We start from the raw sequence: 20,752 nt of genomic DNA, 5'->3' as shown, positions 1-20,752 counted from the left end.
GACGGGCCGAGGATCGATTCTACGCGAGGATGTCGAGCAGCTGTCGCGTCGCGCGCGCGTATCCGGCGACACCTTCGCCGATGACATGGACCGAGGCGACGTCGGCGACGTAGGAGTGGTGGCGGAAGCTCTCGCGCTCGTAGACGTCGGAGATGTGGACTTCGGCCACCGGCAGGGACACTCCCGCGAGCGCATCACGGAGGACGACGGAGGTGTGCGTGAGCCCGCCGGGGTTGATCACGATGCCGACGCAGTCCGCACGGGCCTCGTGGATGGCATCGATGAGGACGCCCTCATGGTTGCTCTGCACGCAGCGCACCTCGACGCCGCGTTCCCCGGCCGCCGCGATGACGAGGGCCTCGACGTCGGCGAGGGTCTCGCGTCCGTAGATCTCGGGCTCGCGGGTGCCGAGCAGATTGAGGTTCGGCCCGTTGACCAGCAGTAGGCGTCGAGGGGTGCTCACGCGCCCACCCTACCGATGACGCGCCGGCTCAGGCCCCCACCTCCTGGTAGGCGGCGAAAAGCAGCGACTCATCGGGGGCCTGCAGAACGGTCGGCTTGGCGATGTCGTCGAGCACGATGAACCGCAGCATCGAGCCGCGGGTCTTCTTGTCGCGCTGCATCGTCGCCAGCAGCTGGCGCCACGCACCCGCACGGTACGAGGTGGGCAGCCCGAGGGTCTCGAGGATGTCGCGGTGACGCTGGGCTGCGGCATCCGGGAGTCGTCCCGCCAGACGCGACAGCTCGGCCGCGAACATCATCCCCACCGAGATCGCGGCGCCGTGGCGCCACTGGTACCGCTCGGCGTGCTCGATGGCGTGCCCGAGCGTGTGCCCGTAGTTGAGGACCTCGCGAAGCCCCGCTTCGCGCAGGTCCTCCCCCACGACCTTCGCCTTCATGTCGATCGCGAGCTCGATGCTCCGCCGGAACGCGTCGCTGTGCGGGTCGACGGCCGCCTCGGGATCCGCTTCGATCAGGTCGAGGATCTCGGGGTGCCAGATGAAACCGGCCTTCACGACCTCCGCGAAGCCGGCGACGCGCTCGTTGCGCGACAGCCCGTCGAGCAGGTCGAGGTCGCAGACCACGGCGACCGGGGGCCAGAAGGCACCCACGAGGTTCTTTCCCTCCGCGGTGTTGATGCCCGTCTTCCCGCCGACGGCGGCATCCACCATGCCAAGCACCGTCGTGGGGACCTGCACGACCGCGATGCCGCGCAGCCACGTCGCGGCGACGAAGCCGGCGAGGTCGGTCACGGCGCCGCCGCCGAACCCGACGACGGCATCCGTGCGCGTGAAGTCCGCTTGGCCCATGACCTGCCAGCAGAACGCCGCGACCTCGACGCGCTTGCCCTGCTCGGCGTCGGGGATCTCCGCCAGCAGCACCTGGCGGTCCGACCCCAGGATCTCGCGGAGACGCTCGGCCTGAGCGGACAGCGTCGGGGGGTGCACGATGAGCACCTTGCGCGCGGCCTCGGGCAGCGCCGAGCCGACGAGCGGAAGAATGCCGCGCCCGATGGTCACGTCGTAGGGCGCGGTGCCCCCGACGGTGATGACGGTGGTGTCTGTCATGACGTCTCCTCCTGAGCCCACGCCGCGATGGCGTCGACGATGTCCTGGATCCGGCCGGTGGATGTGTCGAACCGCGCGTCGGCGAGCCGCTCGTAGAGCTCGCGTCGACCCTCGGCGACCTCGCGCCAGCGACCCACCGGGTCGTCACCCTGGAGCAGGGGGCGCGTGGTGCCGGCGAGGCGTGAGGCGATCGTCTGCTCAGACACGGTGAGCAGCACCACGCGGTGCGCGGCGATGTCGCTCCGCGTATCGGGATGCAGCACCGCGCCGCCACCGAGGGCGACGACGCCGCCGCGCCCGAGGGCCTCGGCGACCGCGAGCCTCTCGAGCTCACGGAAGCGCTCCTCGCCATGCTCCGCGAAGAGCCGTTCGATCGGGCCGTGGTCGCGGACGACGAGGCCGTCACTGTCGGTGAACGTCGTGCCGAGAACGCGCGCCAGCTTCTTGCCGATGCTCGACTTGCCCGCGCCCATCGGTCCGATCAGGACGATCGCGGGGGCGGTCATCCGATCGCGTCGTCGCTCAGCGCCGCCGAGCGCAGCGTCTCGGGGATCGCCGCGAGGTATCCCTCGAGGTTGCGGCGGGTCTCGGCGACGTTGTCGCCCCCGAACTTCTCGAGCACGGACTCCGCGAGCACGATCGCGACCATCGCTTCGGCGACGACGCCGGCTGCCGGCACCGCGCACACGTCGGACCGCTGGTGATGAGCCGTCGCCGCGTCGCCCGACGCGACGTCGACCGTGCGCAGCGCCTTCGGCACCGTCGCGATCGGCTTCATGCCCGCTCGGACCCGCAGGACTGTGCCCGTCGACATCCCGCCCTCGGTGCCACCCGCCTTGTCGCTCGAGCGCGCGATGCCCGCGTCGGTCGCGAAAAGCTCGTCGTGTGCCGCGGAGCCGCGACGACGCGTGGTCTCGAAGCCGTCGCCGACCTCGACGCCCTTGATCGCCTGGATACCCATGAGCGCCTGGGCGAGCTTCGCGTCGAGACGGCGGTCCCACTGCACGTGGGATCCGAGCCCGGGCGGGAGCCCGTACGCGAGGACCTCGACGATGCCGCCCAGCGTGTCGCCGTCCTTCTTCGCAGCGTCCACCTCGGCGACCATCGCGGCAGAGGTCTCGGCGTGGAAGCACCGCAGCGGATCGGCATCCAGCACGTCGACATCGTCGGGCGTCGGCAGCGCCGAGCCGTCGGGCACCCGCACGGGGCCGATCGAGAGCGTGTGGCTGACGAGCCGGATGCCGAGCTCGTTCAGGAACGACCGGGCCACCGCGCCGAGAGCCACGCGCGCGGCCGTCTCACGGGCGCTCGCGCGCTCGAGGATCGGTCGGGCCTCGTCGAATCCGTACTTCTGCATGCCGACGAGGTCGGCGTGGCCGGGGCGAGGCCGAGTCAGGGCGGCACCGCGTCCGCGGGAGCGCTCGGTGAGCTCGATCGGCTCGGGGCTCATCACCTCGACCCACTTCGGCCACTCGGTGTTGCCGATGCGCAGAGCGATGGGGCTGCCGAGGCTGAAGCCGTGTCGGACGCCCGTCGAGATGGTGAGTTCGTCCTCCTCGAACTTCATGCGCGAGCCGCGGCCGTAGCCCAGCTTGCGCCGAGCGAGGTCGGCCTGGATCGCGGCACGTGAGACCGGCACGCCGGCGGGGAGGCCCTCCATGAGGGCGACGAGTTCGGGGCCGTGCGATTCGCCGGCCGTGAGCACGCGGAGCATTCGTCTATCCTCCCATGAGCGCCCGGCGCATGACGGCGACGACGTCCTCCTCGCCGGGCAGCGGGTCGTCGGGCGAACCGGTCGCGAAGATGCGGATCTGGAGCACCGCCTGATGCAGCAGCATGGTCGCGCCCGGGTGGGCCGGCTGTCCTGCGGCGAGCCAGGCGTGTCCGAGCGCTGTCGGCCACGTGCCGTAGACGACGTCGTAGAGCGTGCCCCCGCTCGCGGCGAGACCCGCGGAGACGGCGTCAGCGACCGGCGCGTCGCCCGGGAGGGTCGACACGGTCAGCTCGACCTCCCCCGCCGGCGCGTCGAGGGGCGACACCGTCGCCGCGATGCCTCGGCTCGCCGCGAGCGTCCGCAGCGGCTCGGCTGCGGCGGGCCGTCGTGCCGCGATGTCGATCCGGCCGACGCCGACGCGCTCGAGCGCGAGGAGCGCCGACGTCGCCGTCGCGCCTGCGCCGACGATGCGGGCACGAGGCGCAGCCGCGGACCCGATCTCCGCGAGCGCAGCCGCGAGTCCGCCGACGTCGGTGTTGAACGCCGCCCACCCATCGCCCGTCCGGAGGAGCGTGTTCGCTGCGCCGGTTGCGGTCGCCGCGGCATCCCGCATCCGAGCCGCGTCGTGCGCGAGTGTCTTCAGCGGCATGGTGAGCGACAGCCCGTGGAACTCCGGCCCGAGGGCTGCCAGCTCGCTCGCGAACGACGCCTCGTCGACGTGCCGCCGCCCGTACCGCCACGGCAGACCGAGCCGGTCGTACGCCGCGGTGTGGAGGACCGGCGACAGGCTGTGGTCGATCGGCGAGCCCCACACCTCGAAGCGGCGCGGGTCTTCCGCAAACGGATCAGCAGCCGCGGTTGTCATTCGCGTCGCACCACGCGTGCCACTGCTCGATGCCGGCCTGGTGCTCCTCGTAGGTCGCGGAGAAGATCGTCTCGCCGGTGTCCATGTTCCAGGTGACGAAGTACAGCCACGGCCCGTCTGCGGGATTCATCGCCGCGTCGATCGCCTCATCGCCGGGATTCGCGATCGGCCCCGCCGGCAGCCCCGCTCGGACGTAGGTGTTCCAGGGATTGTCGTCCTCGAGCGCCTCTGCCGACGAGCTGACCGTACCGTCGTGCATCTCGTTGTACCCGTACTGGGCCGTCGAGTCCATCTGCAGGGGCATGCCGTCTGCGAGGCGGTTGGCGATGACGCGAGAGACCTTGTAGAAGTCGTCGGACAGACGCGCCTCGCGCTGAATGATCGATGCCGTCGTGAGGATCTCCTCGTGGCGCTCCTGCGGAACGCCCGCGGCGTCGAGCGACTCGAGCGTGCGGTCGACCATCGTGCGCACGATGTCCGTGGCCGAGAGCCCGGGGTCGAACTGATAGGTCGCCGGGAACAGCCAGCCCTCCAGCGTGTCGGCCGCGACGCCGTACGCGGATGGGTCGGCGACAGCGGCGGTGAAGTCCTCGACCGGCATACCCGTGCCCTGCGCGAGCACCTCGACGGTCTGGTCGACGGTCAAGCCTTCTCGCAGCTGGGCGGCGTTCTGTCGCTTGCTCGCGGGATCGAGGATGAGCGTCAGGGCCGCCTCGGACGTCATGCGTTGCTGCAACGCGTACACCCCCGGCTGGAACGTCGGGTCCTGTGCCGTCGCGATGAGGTGATCGTAGAACGCAGTGGGCGTCTTCGTGACGCCCTGATCGAAGAGCGTCTGAGAGATCGTCGACCCGGTGTCGCCGCTCACGACGGTCACCAGCACCTCGCCGGTCGCCTCGCCGGGCTCGAAGTCCTTCGGCTCCTCCCACCCCATCACGGAGCGGATCTGAGGCTCGTACGTGTTCCACACCCATGCGCCCGCGGCCACGATGCTGCCGAGGATCGCCAGGATCACGATGAGGACGACCCATTTCGCGATCCGGCTCTTCTTGCGGTCGCGATCATGCCGGCTGGGAACGGCGCCCACCTCGTGCGTGCTCACGTCGCCCGTGAAGAGGGCGTCGAGTGTGCCGACAGCAGGCGCAGCGGCCCGCGGCGTCTGCCCGTACGACGCCTGTTCGCCCAGAGCCTGCTCGCGGGACGCCGGTGCGTCCACCGATCCGCGGTGCTCCGCGGCCGGAGTCGGGGTGTGCTCCGCACGCGAGGAGTCGTCGGGACGCGCTGCGCCTCCCGGCGTGGATGCCGGACCCTGGGACGCCGGACTCTGGGATGCCGCACGCGCGGCGCGTCGGCTCGTCGGGACGCCATTGTCGTGCGGCGGGCGGTCAGTCATGTCAGGGGTGCTCCTGCAAGGGTGCGACGGGAACACCGGGCGGGTTACCGGTGCTCTTCTCGACGTCGAGTGCCTGCTGGAGGAGCACTACGGCGGCGACCTGGTCAACAATGCTACGAGACGATCGCTGTGATCGGCCCGAGCCGCGCAACGCACTGTGGGCGCTCACGGTGCTCAGCCGCTCGTCGACGAGACGGACACGGTGTCCGGCGGCCGCGAGAGCCTCGGCGAAACCGCGTGCGTCTGCCGTCGACGCGGTCTCCCGCCCGCTGAGCGCGACCGGCAGGCCCACAACGAGCTCGACGGCGTCGTACTCCTCGGCCAGAGCGCCGATGCGTGCGAGATCTCCCTCTGCGCGCGGCACGGTCTCGACCGGAACCGCGAGCAGGCCGTCGCGGTCGCATCGGGCGACGCCGATGCGGGCCGTACCCACATCGACGCCGAGCCGCACGCCCGGCCGGAATCCGCTCACAGGCCGCTCGCCGCGTCGCGCACCGCGCGGAGGGCCACGGGAAGCGCTGCGGCGTCCGTACCGCCGCCCTGCGCCACGTCGTCGCGCCCGCCGCCACCGCCGCCGAGAGCGGATGCCGCGGCCTTCGCGAGCACACCGGCCTTGGCTCCTGCCGCGCGGGCGGCATCGTTGGTGGCGACGACCACGACGGGGCGGTCCCCCACGACGGCCCCGAGGGCGACGATCGCTGCGGCGTCGGCTCCGAGACGGTCGCGCACCTGCAGTGCCAGGGTGCGGACATCGTCCGCCGATCCCGCCGAGCCGAGCGATTCGGCGACGATCTGGAACGGGCCGGCGGCCGCCGCAGCGCCCACCAGCTGCGGCAGCCGGTCGGCGAGGGCGCGAGCCTCGAACTGGGCGATCCGCTTCTCTGCGGCCTTCAGGCTCGCGGCGAGCTCGGCCACGCGAGCGGCGAGCTGGTCGCGCGGCGTCTTCAGCGAGGTCGTCAGCTGCGACACGATGGCACGCTCGGCGGCGAGCTCACGGAAGGCGTCCTGCCCGACGAGCGCCTCCACGCGCCGGTTCGACGCGCCCACCGACGATTCGCCGATGAGGTTGATGAGTCCGACCTCGGCGCTCGACGACACGTGGGTCCCCGCGCACAGCTCGCGCGACCAGGGGCCGCCGATGTCGACCATGCGGACGGTCTCGCCGTACTTCTCACCGAACAGGGCCATCGCGCCGGCGGCTTTCGCCTCGTCGAGCGACATGATCCGGGTCGTGACCTCGAGGTTGTCGCGGACGGCGTTGTTGGCGATCTCCTCGATCTCGGTACGAGTCTCGGGCGAGAGCGCCTGACCCCAGGAGAAGTCGAAGCGCAGGTAGCCGGCGCGGTTGAGCGAGCCGGCCTGGGTCGCGCTCTTGCCCAGCGTGTCGCGCAGTGCGGCGTGCACGAGGTGCGTCGCGGAGTGAGCCTGCTGCGCAGCGCGGCGGTTCGCGGCATCCACCACCGTCGTGGCGGCCTCGCCCACGGCCACTTCACCCGTCGTCACCTCGACGGTGTGGCTGACGAGACCGGGCACCGGCTTCTGCACGTCGAGGACCTCGAGCTCGTAGCCCGGGCCGACGATGACGCCCTTGTCGGCGACCTGGCCACCCGACTCGGCGTACAGCGCCGTCTCGGCAAGGATCACCTCGGCGATCTGACCTTGGCTGGCGCGGTCGACGGAGACGCCGCCGACCAGAAGGCCGAGTACCCGCGAGCCCGTCTCGAGCTCGGTGTAGCCCGTGAACACCGTCTCGCCCTGAGCGCGGAAGTCACGGTAGACGCTCGTGTCGGCGAGCTGCCCCTTGCGGGACCGCGCGTCGGCCTTGGCGCGCTCGCGCTGCTCCTGCATGAGCGAATCGAAGGCGCCGCGGTCGACGCTGAGCCCCGCCTCCTCGACGATCTCGAGAGTCAGGTCGATGGGGAACCCGTACGTGTCGTGCAGAAGGAACGCCTGCGCGCCGCTCAGCTTGCCCTCCCCCGCCTTCTTGGCCTGCTCGACCGACTCGTCGAGCAGCTCGGATCCCGCGGCCAGGGTGCGCAGGAAGGTCGCCTCCTCGGCCAGAGCGTACTGCGAGAGCCGCGCGTAGTCGGTCTCGACGATCGGGTACGCCTCCTTCATCGCGTCGCGCGACGCTGCGAACAGCTCCGCGAAGCTCGGTCCGTCGACGCCCAGCAGGCGCATCGAGCGGATGGCGCGACGCATCAGACGGCGCAGGATGTAGCCGCGCCCGTCGTTCGACGGCGTCACGCCGTCGGAGAGCAGCATCAGCGACGACCGGATGTGATCTGCGATGACACGGAACCGCACGTCGTCTTCGTGGTTCGCGCCGTAGGTCTTGCCCGAGAGCTCGACGGCCTTATCGAGCACGGGACGCACCTGGTCGGTCTCGTACATGTTGTCGACGCCCTGCTTGATGAAGGCGACGCGCTCGAGCCCCATGCCCGTGTCGATGTTCTTGTTCGGCAGCTCGCCGACGATCGTGAAGTCGTACTTCGAGCGCACGTCCGCGATCTCGTACTGCATGAACACGAGGTTCCAGATCTCGACGTACCGGTCGTCGTCGGTCGCCGGTCCGCCGTCGATGCCGTACGCGGGACCGCGGTCGAAGAAGATCTCCGAGCACGGGCCGGCAGGACCCGGGAGGCCGGTGCTCCAGTAGTTGGTGTCCTTGCCGAGACGCTGGATGCGCTCGTCGGGCAGCGTCGAGTGCTTCAGCCACAGCTGGCGCGCCTCGTCGTCCTCTTCGTAGACCGTGACCCAGAGATCCTTCGGGTCGAACCCGAGGCCGCCCTCCGATTCGGGGCTGGTCAGCAGTTCCCATGCGAACGAGATGGCGCCCTCTTTGAAGTAGTCGCCGAAGGACCAGTTGCCGAGCATCTGGAAGAAGGTGCCGTGGCGCGGCGTCTTGCCCACCTCTTCGATGTCGTTGGTGCGGATGCACTTCTGGACATCGGCCGCTCGCGCGTACGGGGCAGGGACGTCGCCCGAGAGGTAGGGGATGAAGGGGACCATGCCCGCGACGGTGAACAGCAGCGCGGGGTCGTCGGTGACGAGCGATGCGGAGGGCACGATCGTGTGCCCCTTCTTCTCGAAGTAGTCCAGGTAGCGCTGGGCGATCTCGGCGGTCTTCATCGGGTTCCTTCGGCAGGCAGGCATCGGCGTCGCGCCCGGAGGCACGACGTCAAGATCAGGTCGGGTGTCAGTGTGAGGAGTCGGCGGCGTTCTTGGCCTTCGCGACCGCGTCGCGCGCTGCGTCCGCGGCGTCGGAGGCGGCGTCCGCGGCCGAGTCGAGGGCGTCGGAGGCCACGCCCTTCACGTCGGCTGCGAGACCCTCGATGCGGGCTTCCTGCTCGCGGTAGGCATCGCCGATCCGATCGGCGAATTCGGAGATTCGCGCGTCGACCTCGGCGAGCATCTCGTGACCGCGCGGATCCTTGTTGACCACGTGCGCGGCGACGAAACCGCCGGCGACGCCCAAAACGAACCACAGCGCGTTCTTCATGGCATCCATGTTAGGTGCAAAGCATGAAGGGCGCCGGGAGAACCCGACGCCCTTCATGGCAGTGCTGAGACTCAGCGAGCCGTACGACTCAGCGCGCGGCGTAGTACTCGACGACGAGCTGCACGTCACACGTGACGGGCACCTCGGCGCGCTTCGGGCGGCGCACGAGGCGCGCCTGCAGCTTGTCGAGCTCGACCTCGAGGTAGCCCGGGACCGGGGGCAGGACGTCGGCGTGACCGCCGGCGGCTGCGACCTGGAAGGGCTCGAGCGACTCGCTCTTCTCCTTGACGTGGATGAGCTGACCCGGCTTCACGCGGAACGACGGGCGGTCGACGAGCTGGCCGTCGACGAGGATGTGACGGTGCACGACCAGCTGGCGGGCCTGTGCGGTCGTGCGGGCGAAACCGGCACGAACGACGAGCGCGTCCAGACGCATCTCGAGCTGCTCGACCAGGTTCTCACCGGTCAGACCGTCCTTGCGGCGGGCCTCGTTGAACTGGATGCGCAGCTGCTTCTCGCGGATGCCGTACTGCTCGCGCAGACGCTGCTTCTCGCGCAGACGGACGGCGTAGTCGCTGTCGGCCTTGCGCTTGGTGCGGCCGTGCTCACCCGGAGCGTAGGGACGCTTCTCGAGGTAGCGGGCGGCCTTCGGGGTCAGCGCGACGCCGAGGGCGCGCGACAGACGGACCTTGCGGCGGTCCTGAGACTTCGTGGTCACGAAGCTCTCCTTCCGATGACGTGGTCGCGACGTTCACGACTCACGGACGTATCTCCGTCTCCTCGCCCGTCTCGGACTGCACGCCGGGGCACGCCGAGAGGTCTTGATCAGAAGAGAGGGATGCCCGAAAACTGGGCTTCGAGCCGGTCGAGTCTATCAGACGGCGTCCGCGTCGACCGCGGCGGCGAGGTCGAGGACGCCGGCCGGGTAGAACGGGGTCGCATCCCGTCGCAGGTCGTCGATGCGATACCAGCCGACGGAGGTGTCTCCGTCGAGCACAGGGAGCCGTTCCCCGAGGGGCAGCGCCTCGAGCGTGGCGCTGCGGACGGCGAAGACATGCGCGATCTCGTGCCCGCTCTTGCGACCGTCGTCGAAGATGTTCTCGCTCACGGTGAGCAGCGTGAGTTCGTCGACGCCGGCGGCGAGCTCCTCGCGCAGCTCGCGCCGCATGGCGGCCGCCGCGGTCTCGCCGAACTCCACGCCGCCGCCGGGTGCTCGCAGGAACCGCCCCGCGCCCGGCCCGCCGGGGTACTCCTCGGCGAGGACGTACCCGTCGGCGACGATGACGGCCACCGAGATAACCCGGATACGGCGAGGCGAGGTGAGGTCGGCCGCGTACCCCTCCACCGAACGGCGGTAGGCCGGGAGGTGGGGCGCGAGCGCCTGCAGCGCCGTCCGGAGTGCGGGCGCGGGCTTCTGATCGCTGAACAGCGCCAGCGCCTCGAACGCCCGGGCGGCGTCGACGAGCGGATCGGTGTCGGGAAAGCGGTGCAGCAGTGCGAGAGCGCCCGAGGGATCGCCGACGTTGCGCAGCGAGCTCGCCAATTGGATGATGCACGCCGAGCGCCGCTTTCCGGCCAGGCCCTCATCGAGCGCCGACCGGTACAGCGGGATCGCCTCCGCCTCCTCGCCGAGGAAGTCGTGCAGCGAGGCGCGCTCGTAGCTGCGCACCGCCTCGGCCGAGTCCGCGGCGAGCGGGTCGAGCTCGGCCCACAGGGCGGCGGCGTTCTTCCCGTCGGCGGCATCCCAGAACGCGTCGAACGGATCGGCACCGGCCGTCGTGTCGTCGTCGGCGGGGAACGTCGCGAGAAGCTCCCGCACGCGAGACTGCAGACCGCGGAGTGCGGGGTCGACGCCCCGACTCGCCGCGAATCGGATGAGCCCCCGCAGGGCGGGCCCGCCGTCGCTGGTCTCGCCGGCAGTCAGGTGATCGATGAGGTCGGATGCCGCGATCGTCCGCACCCGGCCCGTCTCGTGCTCGCCCCACTCCGGCGCGGCGACGCGCAGACAGTCGGCGGCGATGACCACGTGCCGTCGTCGCCGGGCGTTCGCGGCGGCCCACTCGCCGCCGGCGTCGAAGACGGCGCCGGCACGATACCCGGTCTCCTCCAGCAGCTCTCGCACGCCCGCCGCGACAGCGTCCTCACCGGGATCGATCAGCCCGCCGGGCAGCTCGCCCAGCACGCGCTGGGGGCCGACGCGGTACTGATCGAACAGCACGACGGTGTCGTCGGGCGTGACCGCGACCACCGTGACGGTGTCGCCGACCTCGACGACATCCCAGTCGCTCTCACTGCCGTCGGGCAGCAGGTAGCGGTCGCGGCGCACGCGCACGTAGCCGTCGAAGGCGGGCGACGAGCCCAGCAGCGTCCACGCGGGTACGGGATCGTCCACGGCTCAGTCCCCCAGGATCTTCCGCAGCTTCTCGACCCGCGCGCCGATCTCGCGCTCGACACCGCGATTCGTCGGCTCGTAGTACCGCTTGCCACGCAATTCGTCGGGGAGGTACTGCTGCGTCGCGACGCCGACCTCGAGGTCGTGCGGATAGACGTACCCCTTGCCGTGCCCCAGCCGCTTCGCGCCGGCATAGTGAGCATCGCGCAGATGTTTGGGCACGCGACCGAACCCGCCGGCGCGGACATCGGAGATGGCCGCGTTGATCGCGTTGTAGGCGGCGTTCGACTTGGCGGTGGTCGCGAGATACGCCGTGGCCTCGGCGAGCGGGATGCGGCCTTCCGGCATCCCGATGAAAGCGACCGCGTCGGCGGCGGCAACGGCGATCGTGAGAGCCTGCGGATCGGCGAGGCCGATGTCCTCAGAGGCTGAGATGACCAGGCGCCGCGCGATGAACCGAGGATCTTCGCCCGCCTCGATCATCCGAGCCAGGTAGTGCATGGCGGCATCGACATCCGATCCGCGGATCGACTTGATGAACGCGCTGATGACGTCGTAGTGCTCGTCGCCCTGCCTGTCGTACCGGAGCAATGCACGGTCGACCGCCTGAGCCACGTGGTCAGCGGTGATGACCGGCGCCTCGTCGTCATCGCCGGGCTCGGCCATCGTCGCGGCGGCTTCGAGCGACGTCAGCGCGCGTCGGGCATCGCCGGAGGCCAGCCGGATCAGCGCCGTCCGCGCATCGTCGGCCAGGACGACCGAGCCGGCGAGTCCGCGGGCGTCCGCGACGGCGCGGTCGATGAGCCCGCCGAGGTCGTCGTCGCTGAGCGGCTGGAGGGTGAGCAGCAGCGAGCGGGACAGCAGGGGCGCGACGACGGAGAACGACGGGTTCTCGGTCGTCGCGGCGATGAGCAGGACCCAGCCGTTCTCGACGCCCGGCAGCAGAGCATCCTGCTGCGCCTTCGTGAAGCGGTGGATCTCGTCGAGGAACAGGATCGTCGAGATGCCGTAGAGGTCGCGCTGCGTCATCGCCTCTTGCATGACCTCGCGCACGTCCTTCACGCCTGCCGTGACCGCCGACAGCTCGACGAAACGGCGGCCCGACGAGCGGGCGATCGCCTGCGCGAGCGTGGTCTTGCCGGTGCCGGGCGGCCCCCACAGGATGACGGATACCGCTCCCGCCCGGTTGCCGTCGGGCGACGCGAGGGCGACCAGGGGCGAGCCGGGCCGCAGCAGATGACCCTGGCCGGCGACCTCGTCGAGCGACGTGGGGCGCATCCGCACCGCGAGCGGCGTCTGCCCGGAGAAGAGCGCGCTCGAATCGGTCATCCTCTCAGGCTACTCGCGCGCGCGGACACCGGGATTTTGTCGCGGCGCAGACCCGCGCCATAGGCTTGAGCGGCCCGCAACGGGCACGAAGGAGGCAACGTGGCAGGTCGCGGCAAGAACCGGGACGATCGCGCGGCGCACGAACGCGCTCGTCTCTATGCGGCCCGGCGCGAGTACCACGACGGCCTCGCACGGCGCCGGTCGCGCGACAACGTCATCGCCGCCGTCGCCGGCGGCGTGCTGATCCTCGCCGCTATCGGCGCTCAGGTCGCATACTTCACCGCAGGTCCCGGAGCGCCCGCGCCCGCCGAGAGTCCGGCGCCCTCTCCCACGGAGACCTTGTCACCCACGCCGACGCCGACACAGACCCCGACACCGGCGGATTCCACTCCGACAACGATCCCGTCGCCCTGACGCCCTCCGTACTAGGCTGTCCCCCGACCTGACCCCCATGCGGCGCGAGCCGCGACGAGGTGCCTTCCGTGACTTCCACCCCTGACTCCACGACCACCCCCGCCGACGACGCCCCGTGGGGTCGCGTCGATGACGACGGCACCGTCTCGGTGCGCGAGGGGGCCGAATGGCGCGTCGTCGGCCAGTACCCCGACGGCACGCCGGAAGAGGCGCTCGCCTACTTCCAGCGCAAGTTCTCCGACCTCGCCGGCGAAGTGACGCTCATCGAGGTCCGTCACCGCCGCGGCGGAGCGTCAGCCTCCGACCTGCGCTCCACCGTGAGCACGCTCCGTTCCCGCATCGCGGGGGCTGCGGCCGTCGGCAACCTGGCCGCGCTGGAGGCGCGCCTGGTCGCGCTGGAGGGCGAGCTCGACGCCGCCTCCGAGTCCGAGGCGGCGGAGGCCAAGCAGGCGCTCGACGCCGCGATCGCCGAGCGTACGGCGCTCGTCGAGGCGATCGAGGCGATCGCCTCGCGCGATCCGAAGTCGATCCAGTGGAAGCAGACCTCCGCAGAGGTCACCGACCTCTTCGACCGCTGGCAGCGCCATCAGGCCGACGGCCCGCGTCTCCCCCGCGGCACCGGCCAGCAGCTCTGGAAGCGATTCCGCGACGCCCGATCGACCATCGACAAGCACCGTCGTGAGTTCTACGCCAGCCTCGACGAGACGCACAAGAGCGCGCGCGACGCGAAGCAGCGCCTCATCGAGCGGGCCGAGGCCCTCGCTCCCCGCGGCGAGGACGGCATCGGCGCCTATCGCGATCTGCTCGAGCAGTGGAAGCAGTCGGGCCGCGCGGGCAAGAAGGCCGACGACGCGCTCTGGGCACGGTTCAAGGCCGCAGGCGACGCGCTCTACGGTGCCCGAGCGGAGCGCGAGCAGGCCGACGCCGAGGCCTCGCAGGAGAAGATCGTCGCGAAGCGCGCTCTGCTCGACGAGGCCGCCGCCGTGACCGCAGAGAAGGACACCGCTGCCGCCCGGGCGCTGCTCACGGGCATTCAGCGTCGTTGGGACGAGATCGGTCGCATCTTCCCCCGCGACAAGGAGCGCGCCCTCGACGACGAGCTCCGCAAGATCGAGCAGTCCGTGCGTGCGCGCGAGGACGCCGACTGGAAGAACAACAACCCCGAGACGAAGGCGCGCCAGGGCGACATGCTGTCGCAGCTGCACGACGCGATCGCGAAGCTCGAAGCCGAAGTCGCCGACGCGGAGGCGTCGGGCGACAAACGCGCCATCGCACAGGCCAAAGAGGCGCTCAGCGCCCGGAAGGCCTGGCTCAGCGCTCTCGGCGGCTGACTCTCTCCCCGCGAACGGTCTGTGGAGGCCATGCTGTCCACAGACCGTTCGGCTCTCTCCGCGCGGTTCGGACGCACCCGCCAGACTGACGGAATGATCTGGCCGTTCGTCTACACCCCGGGTACCCAGCTCTCCCTGGCCGAGCTGGCTGCTGCACGCCTCGACGGTGACGTCGTCGAGGTCGGCGAAGCATTCATGCCTGCGGACGCCGTCGAAGGACCCGAGATCCGGGCCGCATCGCTGCGCCCCCTCGTCGCGCCGGGCCTGGCCCTGACGCACGAATCGGCTGCCTGGGTCCACGGCGCGCTCGCCGACCCCCCGGTGCGGCACAGCGTGCAGCGCTGCACCGAGCGACGCCGGAACCACGTGCTCGATCATCGGCTGCACTACCGCGACCTTCAGCTTCCGGCGCGAGAGACCGTGCATCTGGGCGGGATGCCCGTGTCGAGCCGCGTCCGGACCCTGTGCGACCTGTTGCGCGCCGATGCCGCCGCCAGCGACGCGCCACGCGCGGGCGCCGTCGCGATGATCGCCGCGTTCCCCGGCATCCTCGACGAGGCGCATCGGTCGTTGGCGTCGAGCGGCCCCCTGCCGTTCAAACGGCAGGCCCTGGCCTGGCTGGAGCGCCCGCCGGTCAGGACGACGTGACGCGGTACACGTCGTAGACCGCGTCGATGCGCCGCACCGCGTTCAGCACGCGGTCGAGGTGGACGGTGTCGCCCATCTCGAACACGAACCTGCTGAGTGCGAGCCGATCGTTGTTGGTCTGCACCGACGCGGAGAGGATGTTGACGTGGTGCTCGCTGAGCACGCGCGTGACGTCGCTGAGGAGCCCGGCACGGTCGAGCGCTTCCACCTGGATCTGGACCAGGAAGAGACTCTTCGTCGTCGGCGCCCACGACACCTCGATAAGTCGTTCCGGATCGCGCATGAGCGACTCGACGTTCGTGCAGTCGGAGCGGTGCACCGACACGCCGCTCCCGCGGGTGACGAAGCCGACGATCTCATCACCCGGAACCGGCGTGCAGCACTTCGCGAGCTTCACGAGGATGTCGGGCGCGCCGCGGACGAGAACACCCGAGTCGCTGTCGCGCTTCTGGCGCGACCGTCCCACAGCCGGCAGCTGGATCGGTCCGGTGGAGGTGTCCTCCTCTGCCCGGACGAGCGCGGTGACCTTCTCGATCACCGACTGCGTCGAGACGTGCCCCTCGCCCACAGCCGCGTAGAGCGCAGTGACGTCCTCGTAGCGCAGCTGGTGCGCCACTTCCGTGAACGCGTCCTGCCCCATGAGGCGCTGGAGCGGCAGGTTCTGACGTCGCATCGCCCGAGCGATCGCGTCCTTGCCCTGCTCGACGGCCTCTTCGCGCCGCTCCTTCGTGAACCAGCCGCGGATCTTGTTGCGGGCCCGCGTGCTCTTGACGAATGTCAGCCAATCCTGGCTCGGGCCGGCGTCGGGGTTCTTCGAGGTGAACACCTCGACGACATCGCCGCTGGAAAGGGTCGACTCGAGCGGCACGAGACGCCCGTTCACCTTCGCACCCATCGTGCGGTGGCCGATCTCGGTGTGCACGGCGTAGGCGAAGTCGACCGGGGTGGCCCCCGCCGGCAGGCCGATGACCCGCCCCTTCGGGGTGAAGACGTAGACCTCCTTCGCGCCGATCTCGAATCGGAGCGAGTCGAGGAACTCCCCCGGGTCGGCCGTCTCGGCCTGCCAGTCGGAGATGTGCGCGAGCCACGCCATGTCGTTGTCGATCGCCTTGGCGTCGGCCTTGCCGCCCGCCATCCGCTCCTTGTACTTCCAGTGCGCCGCGACACCGAACTCGGCCTGCTGGTGCATCTCGTGGGTGCGGATCTGGATCTCGACCGTGCGACCACCCGGTCCGATCACGGTGGTGTGGAGCGACTGATACAGGTTGAACTTCGGGGTCGCGATGTAGTCCTTGAACCGCCCGGGCAAAGGCGTCCACCGCGCGTGGATCGAGCCGAGCACGGCGTAGCAGTCGCGGACCGTCGTCACCAGCACACGGATGCCGATGAGGTCGTAGATGTCGTCGAACTCGCGCCCGCGCACCACCATCTTCTGGTATACGGAGTAGAGCTGCTTCGGTCGCCCCATGACGCGACCGCGGATGCGGAGCTCACGGAGATCCGTCTCGACGGCGTCGATCACGGTCTGCAGGTACTGCTCGCGCTGCGGGGTGCGCTGGGTGACGAGGCTGTCGATCTCGGCGTACAGCTTCGGATGCAGGACCGCGAAGGAGAGATCCTCGAGCTCGCTCTTGATGGCCTGAATACCCAGCCGGTGCGCGAGCGGCGCGTAGATCTCGAGGGTCTCGGTCGCCTTCTTCGCCGCTTTCTCCGGCGGCACGAAGCCCCAGGTACGCGCGTTGTGCAGCCGGTCGGCCAGTTTGATCAGCAGGACGCGGATGTCGCGCGACATCGCGACGATCATCTTGCGCACGGTCTCGGCCTGCGCGGCGTCGCCGTACTTGACCTTGTCGAGCTTCGTGACGCCGTCGACGAGCATGGCGACCTCGTCGCCGAACTCCGCCGTCAGCTGGTCCAGACCGTATGAGGTGTCCTCTACGGTGTCGTGGAGCAGCGCGGCTGCAATGGCCCTCGGGCCGAGGCCGAGCTCGGCGAGGATCTGGGCTACGGCGAGCGGATGCGTGATGTACGGCTCGCCGCTCTGACGCTTCTGCTGCGCGTGCGCCCGTGACGCCGTCTGATAGGCGCGATCGATGATCGCGATGTCGCCCTTGGGGTGATGTGCGCGCACCGTCCGGACGAGCTGCTCCAGCCCCTCCCGCGGCGCAGCGCGGGAGAAGATCCGAGGAACGAGGCGCCGGAGCGAGCTCTGGGCAGGGGGCGGGGTGATCTCGGTCATACCCTCACCTCCGCCATGCAGACATCGATTCTACGCGCCCTGGCGGCGCTCAGGCCTCGACCGAAGCACGCTCGCGCGACTCGAGAACCCGGGTGTCGTTCGCCTTGATGGCGGGCTCGTTCTCGCGCAGCAGGGCGAACAGCGGCACCGCGACGAAGAGCGTCGAGTAGGCGGCGACGAGCGTCCCGACGAAGATCGACAGCGAGATGTCGGTGAGAGTCTGAGCACCCAGCCAGAGCGCACCGATGAAGAGGATCGCACCGGTCGGAAGGGCCGCAACGATCGTCGTGTTGATCGAGCGCACGAGCGTCTGGTTGGCCGCAAGGTTGACCGACTCGCCGAACGTCCGCCCCGACTTCTCGCCGTCTTCGAACGTGTTCTCGCGGACCTTGTCGAACACGACCGTGGTGTCGTACAGCGAGTAGGACAGGATCGTGAGGAAGCCGATGACCGCCGCGGGAGAGATCTCGAACCCGAAGAGCGAGTAGACGCCCACGGTCACGACGAGCACGTCGACCAGGCCGATGATGGCGGCGACGGACATCTTCCAGGTGCGGAAGTACAGCGCCAGGATCAGGAACGTCAGCGCGAGGAAGATCGCCAGGCCCCACAGCGACTGTCGGGTGACGTCCTGGCCCCAGCTCGGCCCGATGAACGATGAGCTCACCTCGGCGGCCGGGACGTCGTACGCCTCGGCCAGTCGCGCCGTGACGTCGCGGGTCTCGGCGTCGGACATCTGGTCGGTCTGCACGCGCACAGCGTCCTCGCCGATCGTCGTCACCTTCGTCGTCGCGCCGGGCACGACCTCCTGCACCGCGTCGGTCGCGAGCAGCTGATCGGTGTTCGACACGTTCGTGACGGTGAACTGCGATCCGCCCGTGAACTCGATCGAGAACTGCGGCGGCTTGACCACGAGGACGAGCACCGAGCCCAGCACGAGGGCGGCGGCGATGATGAACCACAGCGTGCGACGGGCGACGAAGGGGAACGAGAGCTTCCCCGTGTAGAGGTCGTTGCCGAACCGATTGAAGAAACGCATCAGTGCTTGTCCCCCGTCGCATCGCGCTGGTCGCCTGCGGCCTGTTCAGCACGCTTGCGCTCCGCGATCGTCTGTCGCCGTTCGGCCTCACCACGCGACTTCGCTGCGCGGCGTCCTGCAGAGGTCTTCGCCGCCGCGGCGACCGGCTCGCGGAACTGCGCCCGTCCGCGGTACACGGCGCCCAGAGCGTCCGGGTCGAGACCCGACAGCCTGTGCCCCGACCCGAAGAACCGCGTGCGCACGAGCAGCTGCAGCACGGGATGCGTGAAGAGGATGAAGATCAGGATGTCGATCGCGGTCGTGAGCCCGAGGGTGAACGCGAAGCCCTTCACCGTCGAGTCGGCCAGGATGTACAGCACGACCGCGGCGAGGATGTTGATCGACTTCGAGATGAAGATGGTCCGCTTGGCGCGGGACCAGCCGTCCTCGACCGCGCTCGTGATCGACTTGCCGTCGCGCAGCTCGTCTCTGATGCGTTCGAAGTAGACGATGAAGGAGTCTGCGGTGAACCCGATGGTCACGATGAGGCCCGCGACACCGGCCAGCGAGAGCCGGAAGCCCATGCGCCAGGCGAGGATCGTGAGCGCCGCGTAGGTGAGCACGGCCATGACCACCAGTGACGCGATGATGACGGTTCCGAGCGCCCGGTATACGACGAGCGAGTACACCGCGACGAGCGCGAGGCCGATGAGGCCGGCGATGAGACCGATCTGCAGCTGCTGGGAGCCGAGCGTCGCGGAGATCGTGTTGGTGCTCTGCACCTCGAAGCTCAGCGGCAGAGCACCGAACTTCAGCTGGTCGGCGAGCACCTTCGAGCTGTCCTGGTCGAACGTGCCCGTGATGGACGGCTTGCCGGTGAGGATGACGGCATCCATGGAGGGCGCCGACAGCACAGCGCCGTCGAGCACGAAGGCGAACTGGTTGAGCGGCGACTGCTGCCCGTAGAGTCGCTGGCTGATCTTGCCGAACGTCTCGGTGCCCTGCTGATCGAACGTGATGTTCACGGCCCAGCGACCGGTGCTCTGCTCGAGACCGTTCGTGGCGTTGTCGATGGACGAGCCGTCGAGCTCGACCGGGCCGAGGATGTACTTCGCGGTCCCGGTGCGGTCGCAGGTGACGAGCGGCTGATCGGCCGGTGCGTCCGCGGGGTCGTTCGCCGGATTCGCGCAGTCGTAGGCGAGGAACTGAGCCTGCAGCGCCTCGGTGATCCACGCCGGGTCGCTGCCATTGGACGGCGTCGTCGACGGGGTCGCCGGGAGGTCGGGATCGGGAGTGGGGTACGGCGTCTCGTTGCCGTCGTCGCCGACGAAGCTGGTGGCGGGTGAGCCGGTGTAGAGCACCGCGCGCAACTGCAGCTGGGCCGAGGCGTCGATACGCTCACGGGTCTCGTCATCGACCTCGCCCGGAAGCTGAACGACGATCTGGTTGCCGGCCTGCGTGGCGATGTCGGCCTCGACCAGGCCGGATGCGTCGACGCGCTGTCGGATGATGGACGCCGCCTGCTGCATCTGCTCGCTCGAGGGCGCCGCCCCGTCGGACTGCGCCTCGAGGATGATCTGCGTCCCGCCCTGGAGGTCGAGTGCGAGCTCCGGAGCCCACGAACTCGCCTTGAACACATAGACGCCGAGCGCGTTGATACCGAACAGGAGCGCCGTCAGGACCACGAGTCCGGTCAGCGCGCGCCAGGCACGGCGCACAGGTGTGGAAGTCGCCACGGGGAGGTCAGCTTTCGTCGAGCGAGCGCCGGGTCAGCGGCGGATCAGGCGCGGGGCTTGTCGTCGCGGTCGACCGCGCCCTCGGAGGCGGCGTCGGCGCGATCACGCGCGGCGTCGTCGCTGACCGAGGTGATCAGACCCTGCTCGACATCGGCGACGTACTCGTCGTGGTGCTCTTCGGCCTCGATGTACTCGTCCTCGGTGAGCGTTCCCTCTGCGGGGTCGACCACCCGCAGGATCGCCTGGCTGTGCACCTCGACCTCGACGCCGGGCGCGAGCTCGACACGAGCCGACTTCGAGAGGTCCTCGCCGTCGTACTCGACGATCGTGCCGTAGAAGCCGCCCTGCAGCAGCACCTTCGCTCCGGGAAGCAGCTGGCGGGACTTCTCCGCCTGCTCCGCCTTCATCCGCTGCGCGCGACGGCGCTGGCTCCAGAACATGAAGACGATGAGCAGCGCGAGGATGATCAGCAGACCGTACTCGGCGAAGAACTGCACCGCCGGGTTCGCGGGAGGGGCGTCGGCCGGAGTGGTGGCGAAGAAGAGCATGGAGGTGGGAGCACCTTTCACGGGTAGGCACGCGAAGAATGCGCACCCTCGGGAT

The 20,752-nt window shown here is 69.8% G+C and carries 19 protein-coding genes; 3 read left to right on the top strand and 16 right to left on the bottom strand.

Annotation, left to right across the window (positions count from 1 at the left end; all coding sequences use genetic code 11):
- Positions 1-19: 19 nt before the first annotated feature.
- From aroQ to P6897_RS06940, 12 genes are all read right to left on the bottom strand, one after another.
- Positions 20-463 carry a type II 3-dehydroquinate dehydratase gene (gene aroQ, locus P6897_RS06995; RefSeq protein ID WP_112614290.1) on the bottom strand — a complete coding sequence of 148 codons (444 nt, stop codon included), beginning with the start codon at positions 461-463 and terminating at the stop codon, positions 20-22.
- A gap of 28 nt (positions 464-491) precedes the next feature.
- Positions 492-1,568 (bottom strand): 3-dehydroquinate synthase, encoded by a 1,077-nt coding sequence (gene aroB, locus P6897_RS06990; protein WP_112614288.1) that lies wholly within the window; start codon positions 1,566-1,568, stop codon positions 492-494.
- Positions 1,565-2,074, bottom strand: coding sequence for a shikimate kinase (locus P6897_RS06985; RefSeq protein WP_282502438.1), 510 nt, complete (start codon positions 2,072-2,074; stop codon positions 1,565-1,567). Before P6897_RS06985 ends, aroB begins: the two co-directional genes overlap by 4 nt.
- Positions 2,071-3,282 carry a chorismate synthase gene (gene aroC / locus P6897_RS06980; RefSeq protein ID WP_112614284.1) on the bottom strand — a complete coding sequence of 404 codons (1,212 nt, stop codon included), beginning with the start codon at positions 3,280-3,282 and terminating at the stop codon, positions 2,071-2,073. Before aroC ends, P6897_RS06985 begins: the two co-directional genes overlap by 4 nt.
- Positions 3,283-3,286: 4 nt before the next feature.
- Positions 3,287-4,147 carry a shikimate dehydrogenase gene (locus P6897_RS06975; protein ID WP_282502437.1) on the bottom strand — a complete coding sequence of 287 codons (861 nt, stop codon included), beginning with the start codon at positions 4,145-4,147 and terminating at the stop codon, positions 3,287-3,289.
- Positions 4,128-5,540, bottom strand: a complete 1,413-nt coding sequence (gene mltG, locus P6897_RS06970) for an endolytic transglycosylase MltG (protein WP_282502436.1) — start codon at positions 5,538-5,540, stop codon at positions 4,128-4,130. Before mltG ends, P6897_RS06975 begins: the two co-directional genes overlap by 20 nt.
- 1 nt (position 5,541) lies before the next feature.
- Positions 5,542-6,012 carry a Holliday junction resolvase RuvX gene (gene ruvX, locus P6897_RS06965; protein ID WP_269266507.1) on the bottom strand — a complete coding sequence of 157 codons (471 nt, stop codon included), beginning with the start codon at positions 6,010-6,012 and terminating at the stop codon, positions 5,542-5,544.
- Positions 6,009-8,672, bottom strand: coding sequence for an alanine--tRNA ligase (gene alaS / locus P6897_RS06960; RefSeq protein WP_282502435.1), 2,664 nt, complete (start codon positions 8,670-8,672; stop codon positions 6,009-6,011). The genes ruvX and alaS overlap by 4 nt, the downstream gene beginning before the upstream one ends.
- Positions 8,673-8,739: 67 nt before the next feature.
- On the bottom strand, positions 8,740-9,042 hold the full coding sequence (locus P6897_RS06955; protein WP_114587817.1) for an ATPase: 303 nt from the start codon (positions 9,040-9,042) through the stop codon (positions 8,740-8,742).
- 88 nt (positions 9,043-9,130) lie between these two features.
- On the bottom strand, positions 9,131-9,760 hold the full coding sequence (gene rpsD / locus P6897_RS06950) for a 30S ribosomal protein S4 (protein WP_023951228.1): 630 nt from the start codon (positions 9,758-9,760) through the stop codon (positions 9,131-9,133).
- Between the two features lie 156 nt (positions 9,761-9,916).
- Positions 9,917-11,434, bottom strand: coding sequence for a tetratricopeptide repeat protein (locus P6897_RS06945; RefSeq protein ID WP_282502434.1), 1,518 nt, complete (start codon positions 11,432-11,434; stop codon positions 9,917-9,919).
- A gap of 3 nt (positions 11,435-11,437) precedes the next feature.
- Positions 11,438-12,763 (bottom strand): replication-associated recombination protein A, encoded by a 1,326-nt coding sequence (locus tag P6897_RS06940; protein ID WP_274177714.1) that lies wholly within the window; start codon positions 12,761-12,763, stop codon positions 11,438-11,440.
- 99 nt (positions 12,764-12,862) lie between these two features.
- Between P6897_RS06940 and P6897_RS06935 the strand changes: the two genes are divergently transcribed.
- From P6897_RS06935 to P6897_RS06925, 3 genes are all read left to right on the top strand, one after another.
- The gene (locus tag P6897_RS06935; protein ID WP_282502433.1) at positions 12,863-13,177 is read left to right on the top strand and encodes a dioxygenase; all 315 of its coding nucleotides are present in this window, start codon (positions 12,863-12,865) and stop codon (positions 13,175-13,177) included.
- Between the two features lie 68 nt (positions 13,178-13,245).
- On the top strand, positions 13,246-14,508 hold the full coding sequence (locus P6897_RS06930) for a DUF349 domain-containing protein (protein ID WP_282502432.1): 1,263 nt from the start codon (positions 13,246-13,248) through the stop codon (positions 14,506-14,508).
- A 93-nt stretch (positions 14,509-14,601) separates the two neighbouring features.
- Entirely contained in the window at positions 14,602-15,156 is a 555-nt protein-coding gene (locus P6897_RS06925; RefSeq protein WP_282502431.1) for an SAM-dependent methyltransferase, read from the top strand.
- On the opposite strand, the gene P6897_RS06920 is transcribed toward P6897_RS06925, so the two are convergent.
- The 4 genes from P6897_RS06920 to P6897_RS06905 are packed head-to-tail and all read right to left on the bottom strand — an operon-like array spanning position 15,143 to position 20,718.
- Positions 15,143-17,395 (bottom strand): bifunctional (p)ppGpp synthetase/guanosine-3',5'-bis(diphosphate) 3'-pyrophosphohydrolase, encoded by a 2,253-nt coding sequence (locus tag P6897_RS06920; RefSeq protein WP_112614264.1) that lies wholly within the window; start codon positions 17,393-17,395, stop codon positions 15,143-15,145. The two genes, P6897_RS06925 and P6897_RS06920, sit on opposite strands and share 14 nt — an antisense overlap.
- Positions 17,396-17,444: 49 nt before the next feature.
- The gene (gene secF, locus P6897_RS06915; protein WP_112614262.1) at positions 17,445-18,434 is read right to left on the bottom strand and encodes a protein translocase subunit SecF; all 990 of its coding nucleotides are present in this window, start codon (positions 18,432-18,434) and stop codon (positions 17,445-17,447) included.
- Complete coding sequence (gene secD, locus P6897_RS06910; protein ID WP_282502429.1) at positions 18,434-20,149, bottom strand: protein translocase subunit SecD; 1,716 nt, start codon at positions 20,147-20,149, stop codon at positions 18,434-18,436. Before secD ends, secF begins: the two co-directional genes overlap by 1 nt.
- 44 nt (positions 20,150-20,193) lie before the next feature.
- Positions 20,194-20,718: a preprotein translocase subunit YajC gene (locus P6897_RS06905; RefSeq protein WP_348997236.1), complete on the bottom strand. Its 525-nt coding sequence runs from the start codon at positions 20,716-20,718 to the stop codon at positions 20,194-20,196.
- Positions 20,719-20,752: the final 34 nt, after the last annotated feature.

This window comes from Microbacterium sp. BDGP8, from assembly GCF_029991045.1.
In the GTDB taxonomy this organism is placed as follows: domain Bacteria; phylum Actinomycetota; class Actinomycetes; order Actinomycetales; family Microbacteriaceae; genus Microbacterium; species Microbacterium plantarum.
Note: the sequence above shows the minus strand (reverse complement) of the source record. Positions and strands in the feature narration are given on the sequence as shown.

What these genes read in the sequence shown, in the direction of transcription:
- aroB (WP_112614288.1), bottom strand. Translation starts at nt 1,568, where the DNA reads ATGACAGACACCACCGTCATCACCGTCGGGGGCACCGCGCCCTACGAC.
- P6897_RS06985 (WP_282502438.1), bottom strand. Translation starts at nt 2,074, where the DNA reads ATGACCGCCCCCGCGATCGTCCTGATCGGACCGATGGGCGCGGGCAAG.
- aroC (WP_112614284.1), bottom strand. Translation starts at nt 3,282, where the DNA reads ATGCTCCGCGTGCTCACGGCCGGCGAATCGCACGGCCCCGAACTCGTC.
- P6897_RS06975 (WP_282502437.1), bottom strand. Translation starts at nt 4,147, where the DNA reads ATGACAACCGCGGCTGCTGATCCGTTTGCGGAAGACCCGCGCCGCTTC.
- mltG (WP_282502436.1), bottom strand. Translation starts at nt 5,540, where the DNA reads ATGACTGACCGCCCGCCGCACGACAATGGCGTCCCGACGAGCCGACGC.
- alaS (WP_282502435.1), bottom strand. Translation starts at nt 8,672, where the DNA reads ATGAAGACCGCCGAGATCGCCCAGCGCTACCTGGACTACTTCGAGAAG.
- P6897_RS06955 (WP_114587817.1), bottom strand. Translation starts at nt 9,042, where the DNA reads ATGAAGAACGCGCTGTGGTTCGTTTTGGGCGTCGCCGGCGGTTTCGTC.
- P6897_RS06940 (WP_274177714.1), bottom strand. Translation starts at nt 12,763, where the DNA reads ATGACCGATTCGAGCGCGCTCTTCTCCGGGCAGACGCCGCTCGCGGTG.
- P6897_RS06925 (WP_282502431.1), top strand. Translation starts at nt 14,602, where the DNA reads ATGATCTGGCCGTTCGTCTACACCCCGGGTACCCAGCTCTCCCTGGCC.
- P6897_RS06920 (WP_112614264.1), bottom strand. Translation starts at nt 17,395, where the DNA reads ATGACCGAGATCACCCCGCCCCCTGCCCAGAGCTCGCTCCGGCGCCTC.
- secF (WP_112614262.1), bottom strand. Translation starts at nt 18,434, where the DNA reads ATGCGTTTCTTCAATCGGTTCGGCAACGACCTCTACACGGGGAAGCTC.